We start from the raw sequence: 23,035 nt of genomic DNA on the forward strand, positions 1-23,035 counted from the left end.
TGGTGGTGAAGACATGTGTCCTTCGGAGAGTGCTTGATGGACAGCACCAGGCCACCGACCGTGTGCAGCGGCACCGATCCCCCTTCGCGCAAGGAGCACGGCCTTCCCCGTACGCCGATCCACCGCCGGCGGAAAGGGGCGCAACAGCGCCGGGTGTTGACTGGCTCATTGCGTGCGCTCGTTCACGTACCCGACTGCGGCAGTCCTGACCAGGAGGAAGCCATGCACAGCAGTCCGCACATCGTCAGTGACGTGATGACGCGCACCGTCGTCGCTGTCCGGCGGGGGGCGACCTTCAAGGAGATCGTCAAGACGCTCGAACAGTGGAAGGTCAGCGCCCTGCCCGTGCTGGAGGGGGAGAAGCGGGTGGTCGGAGTCGTCTCGGAGGCCGATCTGCTGCCCAAGGAAGAATTCCGCGACAGCGATCCGGACCTCTCCCAGTCTCGGCTCCGCTCGACCGGGGGGACCCCCATCACCCAACTGCGCCGCCTGGCCGACCTCGCCAAGGCGGGCGCTGTCACAGCCGGAGAACTGATGACTGCACCGGCCGTGACCATCCGAGCCGACGCCACGCTCGCTCAGGCTGCCCGCGTCATGGCACGCAGCCATGTCAAACGGCTTCCGGTCGTCGACGCGGAAGGCGTTCTGCAGGGCGTCGTCAGCCGCGTGGACCTGCTGAAGGTCTTCCTGCGACCCGACGAGGACATCGAGGAGGAAGTACGGCGTGAAGTGGTGGCCTATCTCTTCCCCGAGCCCATCGAGCCCATCAGGGTGAAGGTGGAGGACGGCGTCGTCACCCTCACCGGACAGATACCGGACACCTCACTGGCACCGGTGGCCGCGCGCCTGGTACGGGCCGTCGAGGGCGTGGTCGGCGTCGAATGCCATTTCACCGATGCGCACAGCGGCCCTGCGGCGAAGTAAGCAGGTGAGACCCCGCCGCGAGCTGAACGGAGTTCGTTGCGGCCTGCCTGCCTGCCCTGCGTGACCGAGCCTGCCATCGCCTCGACGACCGACGTGCGCGGTCCGTCCAGCAGCACGATCGCCCACGCGCCCGACGACGGGATCGCGCTGATGGGGAGGAGGGGCGGTGCGGAATGGGGCACTTGGCAGGAATTGCCCTCCCGGGGGGCGGCAGGCCCCCTACGATGAGCCCATGATGTCCCGCGCGCGTACCGGCTCGGAGACGAGCGCTGTGCGCTGGGTGTGGCTGGCCCTGGCCGTGGTGGCGGGGGTGCTGGGGATGCATGCCCTGTCACCCGCCGGCATGCCGGCGGCGGGTCGGCACGACGTGATGATGTCGGTGGAGCCCGCAGGGCATCACTCCACGCTCGCCCCCGGTGCCGGCGGGGACTGCCGGCACCTGTCGGATGCGGGCAGCGATGGCATGGTCCTGGATCATGCCGGCGGGACGTGCGCGGCGGGCGGAGTCTCGACCGCTTACGTCCCGCCCGCGTTGCCGCCCGCCCTGGTCGCCCACGTCGCGCCTGCGGCGGCCGCGTGCCGCGGCCCGGCCGCCCGGACGGCTGACGGCCGGGCACCGCCGGACCTGTCCGAGTTGCAGCTTCTGCGGATCTAGAGAGGCCCACACGGCACCCCTTCACCAGGGGTGGCGCGCTCCGGCCTGCCTGCATTCGCTCCCGCGCACCGCGCGGGTACTCAAAGGAGTTGTACGTCTCATGGCATCTCGCCGTTTCCTCATCCGCCGGGCCGCCGCGCTGGCCACTGCCGCGACCGCAGCGGTGGCGCTGGCCGCCTGCGGCAGTAGCAGCGAATCCTCCTCCCCGTCTCCGTCGTCCTCGTCGGGGCGCTCCGGCCACGACACGGGGGCGATGGGCTCCGCCGACCCCTCGGCCACCGGCTCCGCCGCACACGGCAGCCACAACACCCAGGACGTGTCGTTCACCCAGCAGATGATCCCGCACCACCGGCAGGCCGTGGCCATGGCCGACCTGGCCGCGTCGCGCGCACAGTCCCCGCAGGTGAAGGACCTGGCCGAAAAGATCAAGCAAGCGCAGGGGCCGGAGATCGCCACCATGTCCGGCTGGCTGGAGTCCTGGGGCGAGCAGGTCCCGGACGACAGCCCGTCCGGCATGGAGGGCATGCCGGGCATGGGCAAGGACCACCTGGCGATGCCCGGCATGATGTCGCACGCCGACATGCAGAAGATGATGGGCCTGTCCGGTGAGGCCTTCGACACGGCGTTCCTGCAGATGATGATCCGTCATCACCAGGGCGCCATCGAGATGGCGCACACCGAGCAGGCCAAGGGCGCCTACGGGCCCTGCATGACGATGGCGAAGTCGATCGTCAGCTCGCAGTCGGCCGAGATCACCGAGATGAACCAGATGCTCGGCAAGTAGCCGTCATCCGGAAGGGCGGGCGCCTCGCCGGCGCCCGCCCTGCCCGCCAGGTGCCCTGACCGAACCCCGGAGAACGCACCGGCCCGCCCGGGAAGCGCCGTGGTGCCGCGCTGGGCGGGCCCGGTGGTGCGGCAGCCGTGCCGGGCCGGCGCGGTGACCCCCGCCGCCTGACGCCTGGTCACAGGCGCAGGACGCGGCGCAGGGTGTCGGCGAGTTCGGTGAACTTCTCCTCGGCGTGTACGGGCCCGGTGCGGGCGGCGCGGGTGACGCAGCCGCGTACGTGGTCCTCCAGGAGGCCGACGGCGACTTCCTGCAGGGCACGGGTGGCAGCGCTGATCTGGGTGAGGACGTCGATGCAGTAGCGGTCCTCGGTGACCATGCGGGAAATCCCGCGGATCTGGCCATCGATCTTGCTCAGACGGGCCAGGTGGTCGGCCTTGCGGTCGGCGTATCCGGATGCTGAGGCGGGCTTGTGGGCGTCGCGTCGGATGGTGGGGGTGGTCATCGCCCTTTGCCTCCCTGCGGCGGATCGCCGGTCGTGGGGCCGGTGCAGCGGTCGGGGTCGGTGTCGAAGGCGGCGGCGCAGCGGGCGGAGCAGAAGGAGTAGATGGCGTTCTCGGTGTGCCGGTGCTCAGCGGCGGTCTCCTGGTCCACATGCATGCCGCACACCGGGTCCACCACCGTGGCGCCGCCCTCGTCCTGGGGGCCGGGTGGGGGTGTGTCCGGCCCGCCGGGGTGGCCGTGCTGCCGCCGTCGGTGACCACCGTCCCGCCCCGGGGCGGGCCCGGCGCCGGGCAGCGGCCGGGGGCGCCAGTGGCGCAGCCGGGAGGCGTTGGTGACGACCGACAGCGAGCTGAGTGCCATGGCCGCGGCGGCGATGACCGGACTGAGCCGGATGCCCCACAGGGGATACAGGGCGCCGGCGGCGAGGGGGACGCCGACGGCGTTGTAGGCCAGGGCGAAGAACAGGTTCTGCCGGATGTTGCGCATCGTCGCCCGCGACAGCCGGATCGCGGTGACGACCCCGCCGAGCGAGCCGGAGATCAGGGTGATGTCGGCGGCCTCGATGGCCACGTCGGTGCCGGTGCCGATGGCAAACCCCACGTCGGCGGCGGCCAGGGCGGGGGCGTCGTTGATGCCGTCGCCGACCATGCCGACGGTGCGGCCCCCGCCCTGCAGGCGGCGGATCTCGGCGGCCTTGTGCTCGGGCAGCACCTCGGCCAGCACCCGGCCGATGCCCACCTGGGCGGCGATCGCGGCGGCGGTGCGGGCGTTGTCACCGGTGAGCAGGACGACGTCGATGCCGAGCCGCTTCAGGGCGGCGACGGCGGCGGCGGAGTCGTCCTTGACGGTGTCGGCGACGGCGAGCACGCCGGCGGGATGTCCGTCCACCGCGGCCATCACGGGCGTCTTGCCCTGGGCCGACAGAGCGGCCGCGACGGGGGCCAGGGCGGAGGTGTCGATACCGGCGTCGCCCAGCAGCCGGGCGGTGCCGGCCAGGACGGGACGCCCGTCCACGGTGGCCAGCACGCCCGCGCCGGTGACCGAGCCGAAACTCGTCGCCGTCGAAGGGCGAAGGCCGCGGTCACGGACGCCGGCGACGATGGCCCGCGCGAGCGGATGTTCACTGTCGGCCTCGGCCCCGGCGACCAGCCGCAGCAGCGCCGTCTCGTCGACCCCGCCGACCGGGCGGACGTCGGTGAGAGCGGGCCTGCCCGCGGTGACGGTGCCGGTCTTGTCCAGCACCACGGTGTCCAGTTGGTGCGCCCGCTCCAGGGCTTCCGCGGAGCGGATCAGGATGCCGGCACGGGCGCCCTTGCCGGTGCCGACCATCACCGACAGCGGCGTGGCCAGGCCCAGCGCACACGGGCAGGCGATGATCAGCACCGCGACCGCGGAGACCAGCGCCAGGGTGAGGGCGGGGGACGGGCCCAGGGTGAACCAGAGGGCGAAGGTGCCGATCGCGACGGCGATGACCGCGGGCACGAAGTACGCCGACACCGCGTCCGCGAGCCGCTGGATGGGGGCCTTGGACGCCTGGGCCTGCTGCACCAGGCGGATGATCTGGGCGAGCATCGTGTCCGCGCCGACCCTGGCCGCCCGCACCCGCAGCGACCCGGTGGTGTTGACGGTGGCCCCGATGACCGTGTCCCCGGTGTGCTTGGCGACGGGCATCGGCTCGCCGGTGACCATCGACTCGTCCACCGCGGAGGAGCCGGAGAAAACCTCGGCGTCGACAGGGATCTTCTCCCCCGGCCGGATGACGAGCGCGTCGCCGACCACGACGTCCCCAAGGGGGATCTCGCTCTCGGTACCGTCCCGTACGACGCGGGCGGTGCGGGCCTGCAGGCCCAGCAGGGCACGGATGGCCTCGCCGGTGCCCGCTTTCGCCCTCGCCTCCAGCAGCCGCCCGAGCAGGATCAGGGTCAGGATGACGCCGACGGCCTCGAAGTACACCTCCCGCACGTCCTCGGGGAGCAGGCCGGGGGCGAGGACGACCAGCAGGCTGTAGCCGTAGGCGGCGGACGTGCCGAGGGTGATCAGGGAGTTCATGTCGGCGGCCCGGTGACGCAAGGTCAGCCAGCCCGTCACATGGACCGGCCACCCGGTGTAGAACATCACCGGCGTGATCAAAGCCAGCTGCAGCCAGCGGTTCAGCATCCAGGCCGGCACCCAGGCGGCGCCGGACAACTCGTGCGCCATCACCGCGAACAGCACCGGCGCCGTGAGCACCGCGCCGACCAGCACCCGACGGGTCAGGTCTTCGATCTCCGCCTGCCGCTCGGCGGCGTCCGCGGCCTCCGCCTCGGCCGCCGTCCGCTCCTCACCCGGCGGCGGCCCGCCGGCCAGGGCGCGGGCGGCGGGAGGTGCGGCGGCAGCGTGGCCGTCCGGGCCTGGTGGTGCGGACCCGTCCGCGGGTTCGACCAGCAGCGTGCCGTGGACCATGTTCATGCCGCAGGAGAAGCCGAAGGAGCCGGGCCGGTCCGGGTTCAGCCGCACGGTGGTGCGGGTGTGGGCGGGCAGGCCCGCGCCGGCCTTCAGGTCGGGGAAGACCACCCGGGAGGTGCACTCGCCGGCCTCCTGCCGGTCGAAGACCAGCTCCACCGGCGTGCCCTGACGCACCCTGATCACATCGGGGCGGTAGCCGCCCCGCACCGTCACCTCCACCCGCTGCACCCCGCCCTCCAGCCGGGCGGCGCCGGCACGGCGCGGGCCGAAGAAGTACCGGCTCAGCGCGGCGACCAACAGCACGGCGGCCAGGACGGTCACGACATCGAGGGCGCCCATGAGCGCTCGCCTCCCTCGTCGGTCCAGCCTTCAGCCTGCGCCCGGTGACCCCTACCGGGTAAGGGCTGAAGGGCCCACGGTCCTGGCCCATCCGGACCCCTTGCCGTCACGGTCCGCAGCGGGACGATGCACATGCAAGGCCGAGAGCTCCCGGGTGCCCGTCCGTATCCCGGTCTCCGGTAACGGTCGAAGCAGGTGAGTGGCGATGATGTTCTGGTACGACCACGACGTCAGCGGATGGGGCTGGTTCGCGATGTCGGCCGGCATGATCCTGTTCTGGGTGGTGATCATCGCAGCCGTCGTGCTGCTCGTCCGCGCGCTCAACCACCCTCAGGAGCACACCCACACGCCCGTCGCTCCTGCGCCGGAGGACATCCTCCGCCGGCGGCTGGCCCGCGGGGAGATCGACGAGGACGAGTACCGGCGCCGCCTGAACACGCTGCACGCCGGTCCGTTCAGCAAGTCCTGAAACCGGTCGGCCGTCCACGAACGCGGCCTCAGCCCTCCGCTGCAGGGAGGCACAGGATGAACGACAAGCGCAACCACGGGATGTACGCACTGGCCGCCGCGATCGTCGTCGTCGGCGCCCTGTCCGTCGGCGCGCCGCTGGGCAGCCTCATCTGGCTCGCCCTCGTTGCCGCCTGCCCGCTGATGATGTTCTTCATGATGCGCGGCATGCACGGCGGCCACGACGACCTGCGCCCCGCGGATCACGACGAGGCCCCTTCCCCGAGCTCTTCGAGCAGGGGAGAGCCCATGCACAGGCACGACCACCACTCCGGGCCCGGGCGGGCTTGATCGCCCCGGGCCCGAGCAGCGCGCGGTCCGCAGTCTGTTTTCACAGCCCCCCCGTTTCAGATACCTGGCGCACCCGCGGCGGCAAGGTCGCGCCCAAGTACCGCACTCCGCGTTGCACGCGCGTTCGCCGGCTCCGCGCCGAGCTGGAGGAAGACGGTCGCGCGGTGATCGAGGTCATGGCGCCGCCGCATCAGCCGCTGCCAGGCCGCGGACGGGAGCAGGTGCCGCCGGACCTCCCGCAAGGGTCTTCCGGCCCCTTCTCGCGCCCCGCGCGCGGGCGCATGGTCGAAGTAGCCGGACGACCGGGCGGACCGGACGGAAGGAAGGCGTCATGCCGTGGGAAACCATCGTCAAGGACACCGCACCGCGTGTCCCGCCGAATCTGGCCGACTACGGACGGGAGCAGCGGTGGTTCGCCTGGTCGAACGCCCGTGGCCAGCTCCTGGGGCTGCCCGGCGGGCGGGGGCTGAACATCGCGTACGAGGCCGTGGACCGGCACGTCGACCACGGGCACGGTGCCGCGGTCGCCCTGCGCTGCGTCGGCCGTGACGAGCGGGTCACCTCGGTGACGTACGCCGATCTGGCCCGCCGCACGGCCCGGTTCGCGAACGTGCTGCGGGCGCTGGGCGTGGGCCGGGGCGACCGGGTCTTCACCCTGCTCGGCCGCGGCCCCGAGCTGTTCACCGTGGTCCTGGGCACCTTGAAGAACACGAGCGTGCTGTGCCCGCTCTTCCCGGCCTTCGGACCCGACCCCGTGCGGCAGCGCCTGCGGCTCGGTGACGCCCGGGTGCTGGTCACGACGGCGGAGCTGTACCGCCGCAAGGTGGCGCCGCACCGTGCGGAGCTGCCGGGCCTGGAGCACGTCCTTGTCGTGAGGGAGGGGGCGGCGGACCTGCCCGGCACCCACGACTGTGCCGCGCTGCTGGCCGAGGTGTCCGACGAGTTCACCATTCCGCCGACCTCCCCCGAGGACATGGCGCTGCTGCACTTCACCAGCGGGACCACCGCCACGCCGAAGGGAGCGGTCCACGTCCACGAGGCCGTCGTGGCGCACCACGTCAGCGCCGCGTACGCGCTCGACCTGCACCCCGGCGACGTCTTCTGGTGCACGGCCGACCCGGGCTGGGTCACGGGCATGTCGTACGGGATCATCGCGCCGCTCACCCATGGTCTGACCGTCGTCGTCGACGAGGGCGACTACGACGCGCGCCGCTGGTACCGCATCCTCGCGGAGCAGCGGGTCACCGTCTGGTACACCGCGCCCACCGCGCTGCGCATGCTGATGCGCACCACCCCGCGCCGCGGCACGCACGACCTGCCGCGCCAGTACGACCTGAGTGCCCTGCGGTTCATCGCCTCGGTCGGTGAACCGCTGAACCCCGAGGCCGTGGTGTGGGGGCAGGAGGTGCTCGGTCTGCCAGTGCACGACAACTGGTGGCAGACCGAGACCGGCGCCATCATGATCGCGAACTTCGCCGCCTGCGAGATCCGGCCCGGCTCGATGGGCCGCCCACTGCCGGGGGTGACGGCGGCGGTGCTGGAGCGGGGCGAGGACGGCCGGGCGAAGGTCACCTCCGACGGGCACGTGCACGTGCTGGAAGAGCCGGACACGGAGGGCGAGCTGGCGCTGCGGCCCGGCTGGCCGTCGATGTTCCGCGGCTATCTGCACGACAAGGCCCGTTACGCGGAGGCGTTCGCCGGTGGCTGGTACCTGACCGGTGACGTGGTGCGCCGGGACGCGGACGGCTGGTACTGGTTCCTGGGGCGCGCGGACGACGTGATCAAGTCGGCGGGCCACCTCGTCGGCCCGTTCGAGGTGGAGAGCGCGCTGATGGAGCACCCGGCGGTGGCGGAGGCCGGCGTGATCGGCAAACCGGACCCCGTCGCCGGCACCATCATCAAGGCCTTCGTCTCCCTGCACCCCGGGCACGAGCCCGGCCCCGTACTGAAGCGCGAACTGATCGCCTTCGCCCGGCGCAGGCTCGGCCCCGCCGTCGCCCCGCGCGAGATCACCTTCGACCAGCACCTGCCCAAGACCCGCAGCGGCAAGGTCATGCGAAGGCTGCTGCGCGCCCGCGAACTCGGCCTGCCCGAAGGCGACACCTCGACTCTGGAGGGACCGGCATGAGCAGCACGCGCACCGCCCGGCAGCACGGGCCGGACCGCAGGACGAAAGCCGGCCGCCAGGCCGCGCACCGCCAGGACCTGCTCCACGCCATGCTGCGCATCCGCCGGTTCGAGGAGCGGTGCGTGGAGCTGTACAGCGCGGCGCGGATACGGGGCTTCGTCCACCTCTACATCGGCGAGGAGGCGGTGGCCGTCGGCGTCAACGAGGCGCTCACCGACGAGGACGCGGTCGTGTCGACGTACCGCGAACACGGCCACGCGCTCGCCCGCGGCATCCCCGCCGACGCGGTCATGGCCGAGATGTTCGGCAAGGCCACCGGCTGCAGCCACGGCCGCGGCGGCTCCATGCACCTCTTCGACGCGGAGCGCCGCTTCTACGGCGGCAACGCGATCGTCGGCGGCGGACTGCCGCTCGCCGCCGGGCTCGCCCTCGCCGACCGCATGACCGGCCGTTCCCGCGTCACCTGCTGCTTCTTCGGCGACGGCGCGGTCGCCGAGGGGGAGTTCCACGAGACCGCCAACCTGGCCGCCCTGTGGGGGCTGCCGCTGCTGCTGGTGTGCGAGAACAACCTGTACGCGATGGGCACCGCTCTGGAGCGGGCCCAGGCCCAGACCGATCTGGCGATGCGCGCGTCCTCGTACGGGATGGTCGCCTGGTCCGTCGACGGCATGGACGTCGAAGCGGTGGAGAGCGCCGCACGCCGTGCGGTCGAGGGCATCCGCGCCGGTACCGGGCCGCACTTCCTGGAGATGCGGACCTATCGCTTCCGCGCGCACTCCATGTACGACCCGGACCGCTACCGCGACAAGGCGGAGATCGAACGGTGGAAGGAACGGGACCCGATCAGCCTCCTCGCCGACCGGATGCGCGCGGCGGCGGAGCTGTCCGACGCGCGGTGGGAGGAGCTGGAAGGCCGTGTCGCCGAGGAGATCGAGCACGCGGTCCAGGCCGCCGACCGGGCTCCCGCCGAACCCGTCGAGCACCTCCTGCACCACGTCACCAGCGACCCGCCGCGGCAGGAGAGGGACGAAGGAGTGAGGACGCCATGACCGCCGAAGCCTCCGCGAAGCACGAGACGGAACAGAGCACGGAGTACGGCACGGAGCACAAGACCACCTACCGGGAGGCCTTGCGCGAGGCCCTGCGGGACGCCCTGCGCGCGGACGACCGCGTGTTCCTCATGGGTGAGGACGTGGGCCGGTACGGGGGCTGCTTCGGCGTCAGTCTCGGTCTGCTGGAGGAGTTCGGTCCGGAACGCATCCGTGACACCCCGCTCTCCGAGTCCGCGTTCGTGGGTGCGGGGATCGGGGCGGCGCTGGCCGGGATGCGGCCGATCGTCGAGATCATGACCGTCAATTTCAGCCTGCTCGCCCTCGACCAGATCCTGAACAACGCCGCCACCCTGCTGCACATGTCCGGCGGGCAACTGCCCGTACCGCTCGTCATCCGCATGACCACGGGCGCCGGACGGCAGCTCGCCGCCCAGCACTCGCACAGCCTGGAGGGCTGGTACGCGCACATCCCCGGCATCCGTGTCCTGGCACCGGCGACCATCGAGGACGCCCGCCACATGCTGGCCGCCGCCCTCGCCGACCCCGACCCGGTACTGATCTTCGAGCACGGAGCGCTGTACAACGCCTCGGGCGAACTCCACCCGGACGCCCGGATACCGGGCCTGGACCGGGCCGTGGTCCGCCGCGCCGGCACGGACATCACACTGATCACGTACGGCGGTTCACTGCCGAAGACACTGGCCGCCGCGGACGAACTGGCCGTGGCGGGCGTCTCGGCGGAGGTCGTGGACCTGCGTACCCTGCGCCCGCTCGACGACACCACGGTCATGGAGTCCGTGGCCCGGACCCATCGAGCGGTCGTGGTCGACGAGGCCTGGCGCAGCGGCAGCCTCGCCGCCGAGGTCTCCGCCCGCATCACCGAGCAGGCTTTCTACGACCTCGACGCGCCCGTCGAGCGGGTGTGCAGCGCGGAAGTGCCCATTCCGTACGCCCGGCAGCTGGAGGAGGCCGCGCTGCCGGGGACCGCCGGCATCGTGGCGGCCGCACGCCGAGTGGCCGGGCCGACGTGGAGCGCCGCCGACGGAGGCCGGTCGCCGAGCGACGGTGACGGGAGGGTGAGCTGAGATGGCCGAGTTCACGATGCCGTCCCTGGGCGCCGACATGGACGAGGGCCTGCTGCAGGAGTGGCTCGTGGCGGTCGGCGATCAGGTGCGCAAGGGGGATGCGATCGCCGTCGTCGAGACGGACAAGGCCGCCATCGAGGTCGAGTGCTTCGAGGACGGGACGGTGGGCCGGCTCCTGGTGGAGCCGGGCACACGGGTGCCGGTGGGGACGTCGCTCGCCGTCATCGAGACGGGCGTCGCGCCGGCGCTGGCACCGGCATCGGCACCGGTTGCGGTGGCGGAGACGGGTACGAAGGCGGGGGTCTCCGGCGCACCGGAGGCGGACGGACGGCAGCCGCCTGCCGAGCCGGCGCCCGCCCACCGGCCGCTGCCCGTGGGCACCGCGCCGCCCCGCGAGGCCGTCGTGGTCGGGCCGCTGGTGCGGCACCTCGCCGAACAGAAGCACCTCGACCTGGCCGGGATACGGGGCACCGGACGCGGCGGGCGCGTCACCCGCCGCGACGTCGAGCGGGCCACCGTGACACACCCGCGGGTACGGGCCACGCCGTACGCCCGCCGCCTGGCCGGCGAACTGCACGTGGACCTCGCCCAGGTGCGAGGCAGCGGCGAACTCGGCGCCGTACGCGCCGCGGACGTACGCACGGCTGCGCGTACCGGTCCTACGGTCCTGCCCGCGCCCGGCCCACCCGCGGCAGCGGCCCCGCCCTCGCCGACCCGGGCACCGGCCGCCGCGGCACACGCGGCGCTGCCGAGGCCGGAGCCCTTCCGCACCCGGCCCGCGACGGCGTCCCCGACATCTGCCGCCGAGGACCGGACCGCGGCCATGCGCAAGGCCATCGCCGCCCTGATGGCCCGCTCCAAGCGGGAGATCCCGCACTACTACCTCTCCACCACCGTCGACCTGGACACGGCACTGACCTGGCTGCACACCCACAACAACGCCTGCCCCGTCGCCGAGCGCCTGCTGCCCGCGGCACCGCTGCTGAAGGCCGCGGCCCTCGCCGCCCGCCAGGTCCCCGAGCTGAACGGCTTCTGGACCGACGGCCACTTCGAGCCAGGCGACGGTGTCCACCTCGGGGTGGCCGTCTCCCTCCGCGGCGGCGGTCTGCTCACCCCGGTGCTCCACGGTGCCGACACCCTCGGACTTCCCGCGCTCATGGCGGCCCTGAAGGACCTCGCGGTCCGTGCCCGCACGGGACGGCTGCGCGGCAGCGAGCTGACCGGCGCCACGCTCACCGTCACCAGCCTCGGGGAGCAGGGCGTCGAGACGGTCTTCGGGGTGATCCATCCGCCTCAGGTGGCCCTGGTCGGGTTCGGCGCGGTCACCGACCGCCCGTGTGCGGTGAACGGCCTGCTGGGCGTGCGCCCCATGGTCACCGCCACCCTCGCCGCGGACCACCGCGCCTCGGACGGCGCCGTGGGCGCCCGCTACCTCACCACGCTGAACCGCCTGCTGCAGCACCCGGAGGAGCTATGACGTACGAACAGGCACTGGACCTGGTCAAGACATCACTCACCCGGATCGTGCCGGACGCCGACTTCACGGCCCTCGGGCCGACGGACAAGTTCCGCGACCGTCTGGAACTCGACTCACTCGACTTCCTGCAGTTCGTGGAGACCCTCGCCGAACTCGGCGGCTGCCGCCTGGACGAGGACGACTATCCCCGTCTCGTCACTCTCGACGGCAGCGCCCGCCTCGTCGCCGAGCGTGCCGTCTGAGAGCGGCATGATGTGCCGACAGTGAGTGACCGAGTGACCGAGTGAGCACGAATGAGAAAGTGACCGGAAGCGGCCGGATGGATCAGCAGATACGCGGAAGCTGTTCCCCCAACGGCATGTCCACCACGCGTCGGGCACCGACCAGGGTGCGCACGGTCACCCGGCCGCCGGGCCCCTGCGGCAGTACCTCTCCGATGCGTGCCGCGCTCCGTCCCTCGGGCAGCGTGCGCAGGGCGGACAGCGCCCGGTCCGCCGCAGCGGAGCCGACGAAGGCGACCAGGCAGCCCTCGTTGGCGACGGTCAGGGGATCGAGGCCGAGCAGGTCGCAGGCGGAGGCGACCGCCTCGGGCACGGGCAGGGCGCTCTCGTCGATCTCGACGGCGGTACGCGCATCGCGGGCGATCTCGTTGAGCGCCGCGGTGAGGCCGCCACGGGCCGGGTCGCGCAACGTGTGGACGTGTGCGCCGAGGGGGCCAGGGCGTGGACGAGACGGTGCAGGGGACGGCTGTCGGAGGCGATGCCGGTGTTGAAGCCGAGTCCCTCACGCGTGGACAGCACGGTGATGCCGTGCAGCCCGATCGGGCCGGAGAGCAGGACGGCATCCCCCGGGCGGGCAAGGGCGGCGGACAGACGCAGCGCCGGGTGCCGCCGCCCTATGCCCGTGGTGTTGACGAACACCTTGTCCACCGCGCCCCGCTCCACGACCTTGGTGTCACCGGTGATCACGGGCACTTCGGCCTCGCGTGCGGCCTTGCCCAGAGACTGGAGGACCGAGCGGAGTTCCGGCAGGGGCAGGCCCTCCTCGACGATGAGGGCGACGGACAGGGCCAGTGGCCAGGCGCCGCGCATCGCGAGGTCGTTGACCGTGCCGTGCACCGCCAGGGAGCCGATGTCCCCGCCGGGGAAGAACAGCGGGTGGACGACGAAGCTGTCGGTGCTGACCACCAGGTCGGGATGGCCGGGCAGCAGCGCGGCGTCCTCCAGTGGGCCCTCCTGGCCGGCCAGGGACGGCAGGACCAAGGTCTCGAGGAGTTCGGCGGTCAGGCGCCCTCCGGCACCGTGGCCCAGGAGGACGACACCCGTCCTCGTGATGAGGAGCCGGGCATTCCATCGTCATGGCAGTGAGGCCTCCTTCGTGCGGCCGGCGGCATGGAAGGCGGCGCAGGTGCCCTCGGCGGAGACCATCGGCGCGCCGAGCGGTCGGCGGGGGGTGCAGCGGGTGCCGTAGGCCGTGCAGTCGGTGGGCAGCCGGGCGCCGGTGAGGACGGCGCCGGCGATGCACTCGGGGTCCTCGGCGGGACGCAGGCCGCCCACGTCGAAGCGGTGCGCGGCGTCGAACCGCTCGTACGCTTCGGTGAGTTCCAGGCCGCCGGCGGGCAGCGTCCCGAGACCACGCCAGGCCCGGTCGGTGACCCGGAAGACCGTGCGGACCGCGTCCTGCGCCTCGGTGTTGCCCTGCCGGCGTACCGCGCGCACGTACTGGTTCTCGACCTCGAAGCGGCCCCGCTCCAGTTGTGTCACCGCCATGAGGATGCCCTCCAGCAGGTCGAGCGGCTCGAACCCGGTGACCACGACCGGCACCCGCCATCGGGCGGCGGTCGGTGCCCCCGGAGGTGGCGCAGGCGCCGATGGTGACCAGGAAGCGGGACTGCGCGCGGATCTCCCGGACGCGTTCCGCGTCGGCCGGTGTGGTGACCGATCCCTCGACGAGCGCGAGATCGTACGGGCCGGGCGTGACGGTGCTGGAGGCCTCCATGAAGTGGGCGATCTCGATCCGTCCGGCGAGGGCCAGGAGCGCGTCCTCGCAGTCCAGCAGGGTGAGCTGGCAGCCGTCGCAGGACGCCAGCTTGAACACCGCGAGCGTGGGGCGGTCCATGTCACAACTCCCTCACGGACAACAGGGGGTCGGCCCGGTCCCAGCCGATCACCGGACCGTCGCGGCACAGCAGGACACCGCCGAGCTGGCAGTGGCCGCAGTGGCCGGTGGCGCAGCGCATGTTGCGCTCCAGCGAGACCCGGATGTGCTGTGCGGACAGTCCGCGGTGCACCAGGTCGCGGGCGGTCGCCCGGATCATCACCTCGGGACCGCAGAGATACGCCGTGGTGCTGTCCGGCGCGAATTCGGCGTGGTTCAGCAGCGTGGTGACCAGGCCCACGTGGCCCCACCAGCCGTCGGCGGAGCGGTCGACGGTCACCGCGCAGTGCCGCAGACCGCGATGCGCCGTCCAGAAGCGGAGTTGCTGGGCGTAGAGCAGGTCGCCGGGGGACCGGGCGCCGACCAGCAGGTTCAGCCGCCCGTAGCGGTGCCGGGCGGCGAGCGCGTCCAGCACCAACGGCCGCAGCGGGGCCAGGCCGATGCCGCCCGCGACGACCAGGAGGTCCTGCCCGGCCGCCCGGCCGAGCTCCCAGCCGGTGCCGAAGGGCCCGCGCAGCCCGACCCGGCTCCCCGGCCGGAGAGCGCACAGCGCGGCCGACACCGCGCCGACCGAGCGGATCGTGTGACGGAGCGCGTGGCGGTCGATGCGGGACACCGAGACGGGGATCTCACCGACCCCGAAGGCGTACACCATGGCGAACTGACCGGGAGCGAACGGCGCCAGCGTCGCCGGGCCCGTCGGCGCGAGGACGAGGGTCACCGTGTCGGCCGTCTCGCGGTTCACCCGGATCACCCGGTACGGCAGGGGCACATCGGTCATGGCTAGCTGCCGCTGCCGTAGGGAGCGTACAGGTCGAGCAACCGGATCCGGGTCGCGTGCAGCCGGTGGGCGACCACGCGGCCGACCCAGGTGGCGACGGCGCGGCCGAACTCCGCGTCGGCGGCGCACAAGTCCCGCACCTCTGCCGCGTCGAACTCCCAGGCCCGAACCGGACTCGTGGCCTCGGCGCCCAGCTGCCACACGTACGGCGTGAAGTGCCAGGACCAGCCGACGAGTTCGCCGTGGCCCAGGGACTCGACGACGGGCGCCCGGCGGCCGGGGACGTGCACGTCGAGGACGACCGTCCCGGTCCGCACGATCCAGAACCGGTCGGCGCGCCGGCCCTCCTCGAACAGGCGGGTGCCCGCCGGGAAGGAGACCTCGCGGGCCTGCCGCATCAGCCGGGCCCGGTGCTCCGCCGGGAGGGCCGCGGCCAGGGTGGTGGTGGAGGTCATCGCTCCGGCTCCTTCCGGTCGTCCCCGCCGCCCTCGTCGTTCTGTTCGTCCTGCCGCAGCCGGGCGGCCAGTTCGTCGTGCAGGGCCGCGGCCTCCTCCGTGATGTCGATGCCGACCGGGCACCAGGTGATGCAGCGTCCGCAGCCCACGCAGCCGGAGCTGCCGAACTGCTCGTACCAGGTGGACAGCTTGTGGGTGAGCCACTGCCGGTAGCGGCTGCGCGGCGTGGCGCGCACCGGGCCGCCGTGGAGGTGCGAGAAGTCGAGGTCGAAGCAGGAGTCCCAGCGCTGCCACCGCTCGGCGTGGTCGCCGGTGAGGTCGGTGACGTCCTCGGTGGTGGTGCAGAAGCAGGTGGGGCACACCATGGTGCAGTTGCCGCAGGTCAGACAGCGGGCGGCGACATCGTCCCAGCGGCTCGCCTCCAGGCTCTCGCCCATGAGGTCGCGCAGGCTCACCGGTGGCATGGCGCGGCCCATACGGTCCCGGGCGGCCTCGACCGCGTCGTGCGCCGCCGCCTCCGTGCCCGGATCGGGCGGACGGTGCGGCAGACCGGACAGCACCTTCGTGCCGGCCGCGCTGCCGGCACGGGCGAAGAAGCGGTGACCCGCATCGTCCACGACCTCGGTCAGCGCCAGGTCGAAGCCCGTGTCGGCGGCCGGGCCGCTGTCCATGGACACGCAGAAGCAGGTCGCGCCCGGCTCGGTGCACTCGGCGGCGATCAGGAAGGCCCCCGTGCGGCGCGCCGCGTAACCGCTGTTCTCGAAACGGCCGCCGGTCAGGACCCGGTCCTGTACGGCGATGGCGCGCAGATCGCAGGGACGCACCCCGAGGAAGGCGTACGAGGCCGGATCGGCACGCTCCTCGACGATCGACAGGGATCCGTCGGGCCCGCGGTCGGCGCTCCAGAGCTTCTCGCGCTGCGGGTGCAGGAACGCCTTCCACGACTGGGGGCCCGCGGTGTGGGCGAAGACCGCGCCGTTGTCCCGGGGAACGAGGCGGTAGCGGCCGGCCTCCACCCGGGTCCGCCATCCCCAGGGCAACTGGTCGGCCGAGGCCAGCTCCGCCAGCACCACGGCACCGTCCCGTACGGTCGGGCCGACGACCGTACGGCCCTGTGCGGTCAGTTCCTCGACCAGTGCGTCGAGTCCGTTCCGGTCCAGGACGGCGGTCACGGTGCTTCCTGCCATGGTTCCCTCCACATGCCGTGAGGGCGCTGATACCAGCATCGGCTGTCACCGGCGCGGAGGCCATGGGCCATCAGGCCCCGGCTCGGCGTCCCACGGGTGCCCATCGATTCCGGTGCTGACGAATATGGGCCGGAAGTCACCCACGAGGGCCTGATCGACCCTCGTCCCGCCCGGTGAGGGGTGCGACGGTGAGGGTGGAGTCCTCCGCTGCGCGGCGCGCAGCAGCCCGACGGAAGGCGGTGGGGACGATGGAGCTGCCCCTGGTCGTGGGCGTCGACGGATCGGATTCCAGTCTCGTGGCGGTCGACTGGGCGGTGGACGAGGCCGCCCGGAGGGGATGGGATGGCCGCTGCGGCTGGTGTACGCCTCCAGGTGGGAACGCTATGAAGGAATCGCATCGCCAGGAAGCCTCGAGCGTCCACCTCAGCGCGTGATGATGGAGAACATCGTCGGATCGGCGACGGAGCGCGCCCGACGGTGCAATCCGGAGGTGAAGGTGACCGGCGAGGTACTGGCGGAGGAAGCGGTCTCCGCCCTGCTGCGCGAAGCCGACAACGCCTCGGCTCTGGTCACCGGATCCCGCGGCCGCGGAGAGCTGAAAGGGCTGCTGCTCGGCTCGGTCGGCCTGGCCGTGGCAGCCCGTGCCCACTGCCCGGTGTTCGTGGTCCGTGGCGACAAGGCCGGCCTGGCCGGTACGCATGAACGCATCACGCTCGGCGCGGGGGAGGTCGAGACGAGCGGTGACGCGGTGCGCTTCGCCTTCCGCGAGGCCGAGGCGCGCGCGTGCACCCTCGACGTCGTACGCGCCTGGCGCTGTCCCGCGCACGAGACCGCTGATCACCCCCTGCTGGCCGGAGAACCGGCTCACCAGCACGAACAGCAGGCGTCCGCCCACCTCGACATCCTGCTCCATGACGCGGTGGCCGACCATCCCCAGGTCCGAGTGCATCGCAGCACGGCCGAAGGACCAGCGCGCAAGGTGCTGCGGCACCGTACCGCCGCAGCGGACCTTGTGATCATCGGGGCCCGGCGCAGGCACCGCCACTACGGCCTTCAGCTGGGCCGCGTGGGACACACGCTGCTGCACCACGCCCAGTGCCCGGTGGTGATCGTGCCCCAACGGATCTGAGTCTCACGGGCCGTGCTGTCCCAGGGGTGCCGGGCGGCCCGGCGCGGCCCGCCGGACGTCAGGGGCGTGTCAGCCGGATGCGGGTGTCGACGACGCCCTCCACCGCGCGCACCGCCCGTGCCAGCAACGGCACCAGTGTCCTGTCGGGGAACGCGCCGCCCAGGGTCACCACTCCCTCGGTCACGCTGACGGTCACCTGCGAGGCGGCCGGTATCGGGGCGACGACGGTGCGGCGGATCTCGTCGGCGATCTCCTCGTCCGGGCGCAGGAACACCTTGAGGAGATCACTGCGGCTGACCACGCCTTCGAGTATGCCCACGGAGTCGACGACCGGCAGCCGCTTGACGCGGCGGCGCGCCATGATGCGGGCCGCCTCGGCGATCGTGGCGTCCGCATGCACCGTGACGGCCGGAGTGCTCATCAGTTCCCCCGCGGTCAACGCGGCTGCCTTGGACCGTTCGGTCCGTCCGTCCGTCTCTCCTGCGGCGTCCCGTAGTTCCTCCTTCAGCAGCAGATCCGCTTCCGAGACCACTCCGATCACCCGGCCCTCGCCCGCCAGGACCGGCAGAGCGCTCACTTTCCACTGGTTGATCAGCTGCACGATCTCCTTGAAGCGGGCGTTACGGCCGACGGCGATGACGTTGTGGGACATCACATCGCTCACGATGCGCGGAGCGTCAGGCATCACGGTCTCCCCAGGTATATGGACGACCTGCGGGTCTCGGGGGGGGGCGGGTGTGTCGGGCACCGGTCAGGGGTCGCTCATCAGGTCCTGGGCCACCGTCGTCGCCCAGGCGGCGATCTGCTCGAAGTCACGGAAGTCGCCGCCCTTGCCGGACTTGATGATCATGCGGGCCACGCGCCCCTCGACGTCTCCCTCCAGGCGTCCGCCGAAGGTGACATGGCCGCGCGCCCCGATGCGGCGGGCGAGGCGCCGGACACCGGGTGCCGGCGGGATGTCCCGTTCGGACGCGGAGGCGTCCAGCGGCCCACTGCTGAAAAGCCACACCGGACGCCGTGCCAGGGCTCGGCGGTTCCGGTGGGCGAAACGGCGGGCGTCGCGGTGCCAGCGGCCGGCGTACAGACCGGCTCCGAGGACCACCGCGTCGTACCGGCCGAGGTCGGTGACGTCCGCCGCCGAGCGGACGTCCACGGTCATTCCCTCCTTGGTCAGCACTTCCGCGATGCGTTGCGCGATGTCCGCGGTCGATCCGTACTTCGATCCGTAGGCGATCAGGACCGTTCCCGTCATGACCGACGCACCTCCTCACTCACACTCACAGCTTGCGCAGCCAGTCGTCGGTGACGCCGTGCACGTGCGGTTCCTCGGGCCGCAGACGGGAGTCGTCGAAGCGGTACGTGAGGTGGTCGACGACCGCGACCACGCCGTCCGTCTCGCGGCACATGTGCACGGCCGCGGTGACGTCGCTGCGCCGCTCCAGCCGGCCGGTCAGCGTCACCACGCCTTCGTGCACGTCCACGCCGACGGCCCGCGGCGTCAGCCACAGGGCCTGTACCAGCACCTCGTCCACGATCGCCTTCCGGATCTCGGCGTCGGGGCGCAGGAAGACCTGGAGCAGGTCACGGCGGGTGACGATGCCGACGAGTCGCTCCTCCTCGTCCACGACGGGCAGCCGTTCCACCCGGTGGTGTGCCATGGCGCGGGCCGCCTCGGCGATGGTCGCGTCGCTGTGGACGGTGACGGCCGGGTGGGACATGAGCTGTCCGGCCGTCCGGGCCCGCGCCTTGGCACGGCGGGTCCGGGCATCCGAGGTCATCCGCAGCCGGCGGAGGCGGCGACGGGACCCGGGAGGGCCGGCCGCCTCGGCCTGCCGGACCATCAGGTCGGTCTCGGAGATCACTCCGATGACCTGCTCGTCGTCGTCCACCACCGGCAGGCCGCTGATCCGGTGCTCGGCGAGCAGCCGGGCCACCTCCTTGAACGGCGTGCCGTAGGCGACGCGGACGACGTCGCTCGTCATGACCGTGCCGACCTTGCTGTGTTTCATCGCCTTCTGCCTTTCCTCGGCAGTGCCAGGAGTACGCGGAGCCGGGCGGGCTCAGCGGAGCCTGCGCAGATAGGGGTCGTGGGCCCGGCGAGGGAGCAGCCGGACCCGTGCGTCGAGCGTGGTGACGCTCTCGGGCCGGGCGAGTACCGGGTTGAGGTCGGCCTCCGCGAGCTGCGGCAGATCGCTCGCCATTTGGGACAGACGCAGCAGCAGTTGCTCCAGTCCTGGCAGATCCACCGGACCGGTGCCGTCGCCCCCGAAGAGCAGCGGGGCGCAGCGCGGGGAGGTGACCAGGTCGTGCACGTCGTGGTCGGTGAGTGGGGCCAGCCGTGCGGCCTGGTCCGCGAGGACCTCGGTGGCCGTGCCGCCGAGCCCGAACAGCACCAGCGGCCCGAACACCTCGTCCTGCACCACACCGGCCAGCAACTCGGTGCCGCGCCGGGCGAGCGGCTGCACCACCGCACCGGTCATCAGGTGGCCGAAGCGGACGTCGAAGTCGCGGAAGGCGGCGCGCACTTGCGCGTCGCCGCGCAGGTCGAGGTGGATCGCGTGCTCGATGGTCTTGTGGATCAGGCCGGGCCAGTACGCCTTGAGGACGACCAGCCCGCCGGGTCCCCGCAGCCGCTGGGCGGCCAGCACCGCCTCGTCCTCCGTCTGCGCCCAGACCCACGGCAGTTGCGGAATGCCGTAGCAGCCGAGGAGCTCGGCGCAGGTGCGCGGATCGAGCCAGCCGCCGTCCGGGGTGTGCTCCAGGTAGCGGGCGACGACTGCATGGGCGCGCGGGGTGTCGACGCCGTCGAGATCGGGCACGGTGCCGGGCGGCCGGGCGAGCCGGCGGGCGCGCTCGACGGCGTGGCCGAGGGCGCGGGCGGCGGCCTGCGGATCCGCGTAGGCGGGCACCTGGCCGGTGTCCGACGGCAGCAGCCGTACGGGCGCCTCCTGGTCGAGGAGGACCGCGGCGACCGTCCGGGAGCGACGACCGGGGGCACGGGTCAGGGCTGTGACCAGGACGTCGCCGGTCGCCGCGGCGACCGCGGTCGGCACCAGCGTGACCAGTACCGCGTCGATGCCGTCATGGGCCGCGAGGCGGTCCACACAGGCGCGCAGCTGCTCCTCGGAGACCGCGGCCGTCGCGTCGACGGGGTTGCCGGGCGAGGCGCCCGGCGGCAGCACGCCGCGCAGGTCGTCGACCAGGCCGGGAGCGAGCGGGGGAAGGCTGAGGCCGGCCTCCGCGCAGGCGTCGGCCGTGAGCACGCCGACACCGCCGGCGTTGGTGACCACGGCGACCCGACCGCCCGTGGGCAGCGGCTGGGAGTGCAGCAGGGCCGCCGCTTCGAGAAGTTCGGGGACGGTGCGCGTGGCGGTGATCCCGGCCTGGGCGAACAGTGCGCGCCGGGTGATGGTCGTGGTGGCGGCGGCCGCGGTGTGCGAGGCGGCGGCGCGCCGGCCCGCCTCGGTGCGGCCGGCGTCGACGGTCAGGATCGGCATGCGCCGGGTGACGCGGCGCGCCGTACGGGAGAACGCGCGCGGGTTGCCGAAGGACTCCAGGTGCAGCAGGGCCAGATCGGTGCGGCCGTCGGACTCCCACCACTGCAGCAGGTCGTTGCCGCTGACGTCGTACTTGTCGCCGAGCGAGACGAAGCTGGACACGCCGATGCCGAGCCGCTCGAGCCCGCCGAGCAGGGCGATGCCGACCCCGCCGGACTGCACGGCGACTCCCGCGGTGCCCGGTTCGGGGTGGGCGGCGGCGAAGGTGGCGTCCAGGCGCACCGTCTCCTCGGTGTTCGCCAGGCCCAGGCAGTTGGGCCCGACCAGCCGCATGTCGTGGCTGCGGCAGACCGCCAGGAGAGCCGCGGCCTGCCGGGCATCGAGTCCGGCGGAGACCACCAGCAGCGCCCGCACGCCGTGCTTCCCGCATTCCTCGGCGACCTGCGGGACGTCGCCGGCCGGCACGGCGATCACCGCGAGATCGGGAACCAGCGGCAGAGCGCCGACGGACGGGTAGGCGTGCACGCCCAGGATCGTCGAGACGTTCGGGTTGACCGCGAAGAGCCGGCCCGTGAACCCACCGGTGGACAGCTTGCGCAGCACCGCCCGGCCCACCGAGCCCGGCCTGCGGCCCGCCCCGACGACGACCGCGGACCTGGGCCGCAACAGCGGTGTCAGACTGGCCAGGTCCGCGGCCTGCCCGCGCCCTTCGACGGACGTCAGGTAGTCCTCCGTCTCCTCCAGCGGGATGGTGCAGTGGACCTCCGGCCCCTCGAAGTGGCGCGCGGTCCGCAGGCCCAGGTCGGCGAAGACCTTGAGCACCTCGTGGTTCTCGGCGAGCGCGTCGGCCGTGAAGGCCCTGATGCCGTGCGCGCGGGCGGCGGACACCAGATGCTCCAGCAGCAGCGTGCCCACTCCGCGGTGGTGCCAGCCGTCGTCGACCGCGAGGGCGATCTCCGCGGTGCCGACGCCCTCCCCGGACGTCTCGTACTCGGTGATGCCGATGATCCGGCCGCCGTGCGTGGCGACGAGCGCCCGGTGGCCGGGGGGCGCGGGCTCGGCGATCCGGGCGGCGGCCTGCTCGCCGGAGCGCCGGCTGACGGTGAAGAACCGTAGGCGCAGGTTCGCGTCCGACATACCCCGGTACAGCCGGAGGACGGCCTCCTGGTCGTCCGGTCCTGCGGGCCGTATGCACATGGTCGTGCCGTCGGTGAGGAGGGCGTGCACCCGCTCGCCGTCACCGGAGGCAGGAAGGGCGCTCATCGCGTGCCTTTCGTCGGCTGTCGGCAGGTTGACAGTGTCAGCATCCGCTTCGGGAGCTCCGGACCCGAGAGGCCGGTAGGGCAGGGCACAGGGCCGGACGGCCCCGACGCCGGACCTCACGGCAGTGGTTCGCCCAGTTCCGTCTCGACGGCGTCCGCCATCGCCCGCAGGACGTCGAGCGTGCGCTGTGCCTCGGCCTCGTCGACCTCGGTGATCGCGAACCCGACGTGCACGACGACGTACGTCCCGACGCCCGCCCCGGGCGTGTAGTCGAGGCAGACCTCCCGCCGTACGCCCCCGAAGTCGACGGTGGCCATGCGCAGTCCGGCGTCGTCGTGGACCTCCAGGACCTCACCGGGAATGCCCAGGCACATA

The 23,035-nt window shown here is 72.6% G+C and carries 20 protein-coding genes and 4 pseudogenes; 11 read left to right on the top strand and 13 right to left on the bottom strand.

Annotation, left to right across the window (positions count from 1 at the left end):
* The first annotated feature begins 222 nt into the window (after window positions 1–222).
* From IE242_RS22035 to IE242_RS22045, 3 genes are all read left to right on the top strand, one after another.
* Complete coding sequence (locus IE242_RS22035; protein ID WP_189862167.1) at window positions 223–924, top strand: CBS domain-containing protein; 702 nt, start codon at window positions 223–225, stop codon at window positions 922–924.
* A gap of 232 nt (window positions 925–1,156) precedes the next feature.
* Window positions 1,157–1,579, top strand: coding sequence for a DUF6153 family protein (locus IE242_RS22040; RefSeq protein WP_373299557.1), 423 nt, complete (start codon window positions 1,157–1,159; stop codon window positions 1,577–1,579).
* Window positions 1,580–1,679: 100 nt separating this feature from the next.
* Window positions 1,680–2,363 carry a DUF305 domain-containing protein gene (locus IE242_RS22045; RefSeq protein WP_189861911.1) on the top strand — a complete coding sequence of 228 codons (684 nt, stop codon included), beginning with the start codon at window positions 1,680–1,682 and terminating at the stop codon, window positions 2,361–2,363.
* A 178-nt stretch (window positions 2,364–2,541) separates the two neighbouring features.
* Here IE242_RS22045 and IE242_RS22050 read toward each other — a convergent pair whose 3' ends face one another.
* Entirely contained in the window at window positions 2,542–2,868 is a 327-nt protein-coding gene (locus IE242_RS22050) for a metal-sensitive transcriptional regulator (RefSeq protein WP_189861912.1), read from the bottom strand.
* Window positions 2,865–5,651, bottom strand: a complete 2,787-nt coding sequence (locus IE242_RS22055; RefSeq protein ID WP_189861913.1) for a heavy metal translocating P-type ATPase — start codon at window positions 5,649–5,651, stop codon at window positions 2,865–2,867. Before IE242_RS22055 ends, IE242_RS22050 begins: the two co-directional genes overlap by 4 nt.
* A gap of 205 nt (window positions 5,652–5,856) precedes the next feature.
* Between IE242_RS22055 and IE242_RS22060 the strand changes: the two genes are divergently transcribed.
* The 7 genes from IE242_RS22060 to IE242_RS22090 all read left to right on the top strand — a co-directional run bounded on the left by IE242_RS22060 (window position 5,857) and on the right by IE242_RS22090 (window position 12,433).
* Window positions 5,857–6,120, top strand: a complete 264-nt coding sequence (locus IE242_RS22060; RefSeq protein ID WP_189861914.1) for an SHOCT domain-containing protein — start codon at window positions 5,857–5,859, stop codon at window positions 6,118–6,120.
* Between the two features lie 56 nt (window positions 6,121–6,176).
* Window positions 6,177–6,449: a DUF2933 domain-containing protein gene (locus IE242_RS22065; RefSeq protein WP_229859269.1), complete on the top strand. Its 273-nt coding sequence runs from the start codon at window positions 6,177–6,179 to the stop codon at window positions 6,447–6,449.
* 331 nt (window positions 6,450–6,780) lie between these two features.
* The gene (gene acsA / locus IE242_RS22070) at window positions 6,781–8,577 is read left to right on the top strand and encodes an acetate--CoA ligase (protein WP_189861915.1); all 1,797 of its coding nucleotides are present in this window, start codon (window positions 6,781–6,783) and stop codon (window positions 8,575–8,577) included.
* Window positions 8,574–9,626: a pyruvate dehydrogenase (acetyl-transferring) E1 component subunit alpha gene (pdhA, locus tag IE242_RS22075; RefSeq protein ID WP_189861916.1), complete on the top strand. Its 1,053-nt coding sequence runs from the start codon at window positions 8,574–8,576 to the stop codon at window positions 9,624–9,626. Before acsA ends, pdhA begins: the two co-directional genes overlap by 4 nt.
* Entirely contained in the window at window positions 9,623–10,714 is a 1,092-nt protein-coding gene (locus IE242_RS22080; RefSeq protein ID WP_189861917.1) for an alpha-ketoacid dehydrogenase subunit beta, read from the top strand. Before pdhA ends, IE242_RS22080 begins: the two co-directional genes overlap by 4 nt.
* 1 nt (window position 10,715) lies before the next feature.
* On the top strand, window positions 10,716–12,191 hold the full coding sequence (locus tag IE242_RS22085; RefSeq protein WP_189861919.1) for a dihydrolipoamide acetyltransferase family protein: 1,476 nt from the start codon (window positions 10,716–10,718) through the stop codon (window positions 12,189–12,191).
* Window positions 12,188–12,433, top strand: coding sequence for an acyl carrier protein (locus IE242_RS22090; RefSeq protein ID WP_189861921.1), 246 nt, complete (start codon window positions 12,188–12,190; stop codon window positions 12,431–12,433). Before IE242_RS22085 ends, IE242_RS22090 begins: the two co-directional genes overlap by 4 nt.
* An 82-nt stretch (window positions 12,434–12,515) precedes the next feature.
* On the opposite strand, the pseudogene hypE reads toward IE242_RS22090, so the two are convergent.
* From hypE to IE242_RS22120, 6 genes and pseudogenes are all read right to left on the bottom strand, one after another.
* A pseudogene (gene hypE / locus IE242_RS22095) lies at window positions 12,516–13,550 on the bottom strand (hydrogenase expression/formation protein HypE).
* Window positions 13,547–14,035 (bottom strand): annotated as a pseudogene (locus tag IE242_RS39235) (HypD family hydrogenase formation protein); the annotation flags it as partial. The pseudogenes hypE and IE242_RS39235, both read right to left, overlap by 4 nt.
* A pseudogene (locus IE242_RS39240) lies at window positions 13,977–14,309 on the bottom strand (NADH-quinone oxidoreductase subunit B family protein); the annotation flags it as partial. The pseudogenes IE242_RS39235 and IE242_RS39240, both read right to left, overlap by 59 nt.
* A gap of 1 nt (window position 14,310) precedes the next feature.
* The gene (locus tag IE242_RS22110) at window positions 14,311–15,129 is read right to left on the bottom strand and encodes an FAD/NAD(P)-binding protein (RefSeq protein WP_189861923.1); all 819 of its coding nucleotides are present in this window, start codon (window positions 15,127–15,129) and stop codon (window positions 14,311–14,313) included.
* Window positions 15,130–15,131: 2 nt separating this feature from the next.
* A complete protein-coding gene (locus tag IE242_RS22115; protein WP_189861925.1) occupies window positions 15,132–15,584 on the bottom strand; it encodes a Crp/Fnr family transcriptional regulator in 453 nt (150 codons plus the stop codon).
* On the bottom strand, window positions 15,581–16,771 hold the full coding sequence (locus tag IE242_RS22120) for a 4Fe-4S dicluster domain-containing protein (protein WP_189861927.1): 1,191 nt from the start codon (window positions 16,769–16,771) through the stop codon (window positions 15,581–15,583). The genes IE242_RS22115 and IE242_RS22120 overlap by 4 nt, the downstream gene beginning before the upstream one ends.
* A gap of 248 nt (window positions 16,772–17,019) precedes the next feature.
* Between IE242_RS22120 and IE242_RS22125 the strand changes: the two are divergent.
* Window positions 17,020–17,900, top strand: a pseudogene (locus tag IE242_RS22125) (universal stress protein).
* 58 nt (window positions 17,901–17,958) lie between these two features.
* Here the strand turns inward: IE242_RS22125 and IE242_RS22130 are convergent.
* The 5 genes from IE242_RS22130 to IE242_RS22150 all read right to left on the bottom strand — a co-directional run bounded on the left by IE242_RS22130 (window position 17,959) and on the right by IE242_RS22150 (window position 23,034).
* Window positions 17,959–18,585, bottom strand: a complete 627-nt coding sequence (locus IE242_RS22130; protein ID WP_189861929.1) for a CBS domain-containing protein — start codon at window positions 18,583–18,585, stop codon at window positions 17,959–17,961.
* Between the two features lie 66 nt (window positions 18,586–18,651).
* Window positions 18,652–19,152: a flavodoxin domain-containing protein gene (locus IE242_RS22135; RefSeq protein WP_189861931.1), complete on the bottom strand. Its 501-nt coding sequence runs from the start codon at window positions 19,150–19,152 to the stop codon at window positions 18,652–18,654.
* 25 nt (window positions 19,153–19,177) lie between these two features.
* Window positions 19,178–19,909 carry a CBS domain-containing protein gene (locus IE242_RS22140; RefSeq protein WP_189861933.1) on the bottom strand — a complete coding sequence of 244 codons (732 nt, stop codon included), beginning with the start codon at window positions 19,907–19,909 and terminating at the stop codon, window positions 19,178–19,180.
* A gap of 51 nt (window positions 19,910–19,960) precedes the next feature.
* On the bottom strand, window positions 19,961–22,660 hold the full coding sequence (locus tag IE242_RS22145) for a bifunctional acetate--CoA ligase family protein/GNAT family N-acetyltransferase (RefSeq protein ID WP_189861936.1): 2,700 nt from the start codon (window positions 22,658–22,660) through the stop codon (window positions 19,961–19,963).
* Between the two features lie 116 nt (window positions 22,661–22,776).
* Window positions 22,777–23,034, bottom strand: a complete 258-nt coding sequence (locus tag IE242_RS22150; protein WP_189862173.1) for a HypC/HybG/HupF family hydrogenase formation chaperone — start codon at window positions 23,032–23,034, stop codon at window positions 22,777–22,779.
* Window position 23,035 lies beyond the last annotated feature (1 nt).

The sequence above is a fragment of the Streptomyces poonensis genome, from assembly GCF_014650915.1.
GTDB lineage: Bacteria > Actinomycetota > Actinomycetes > Streptomycetales > Streptomycetaceae > Streptomyces > Streptomyces poonensis.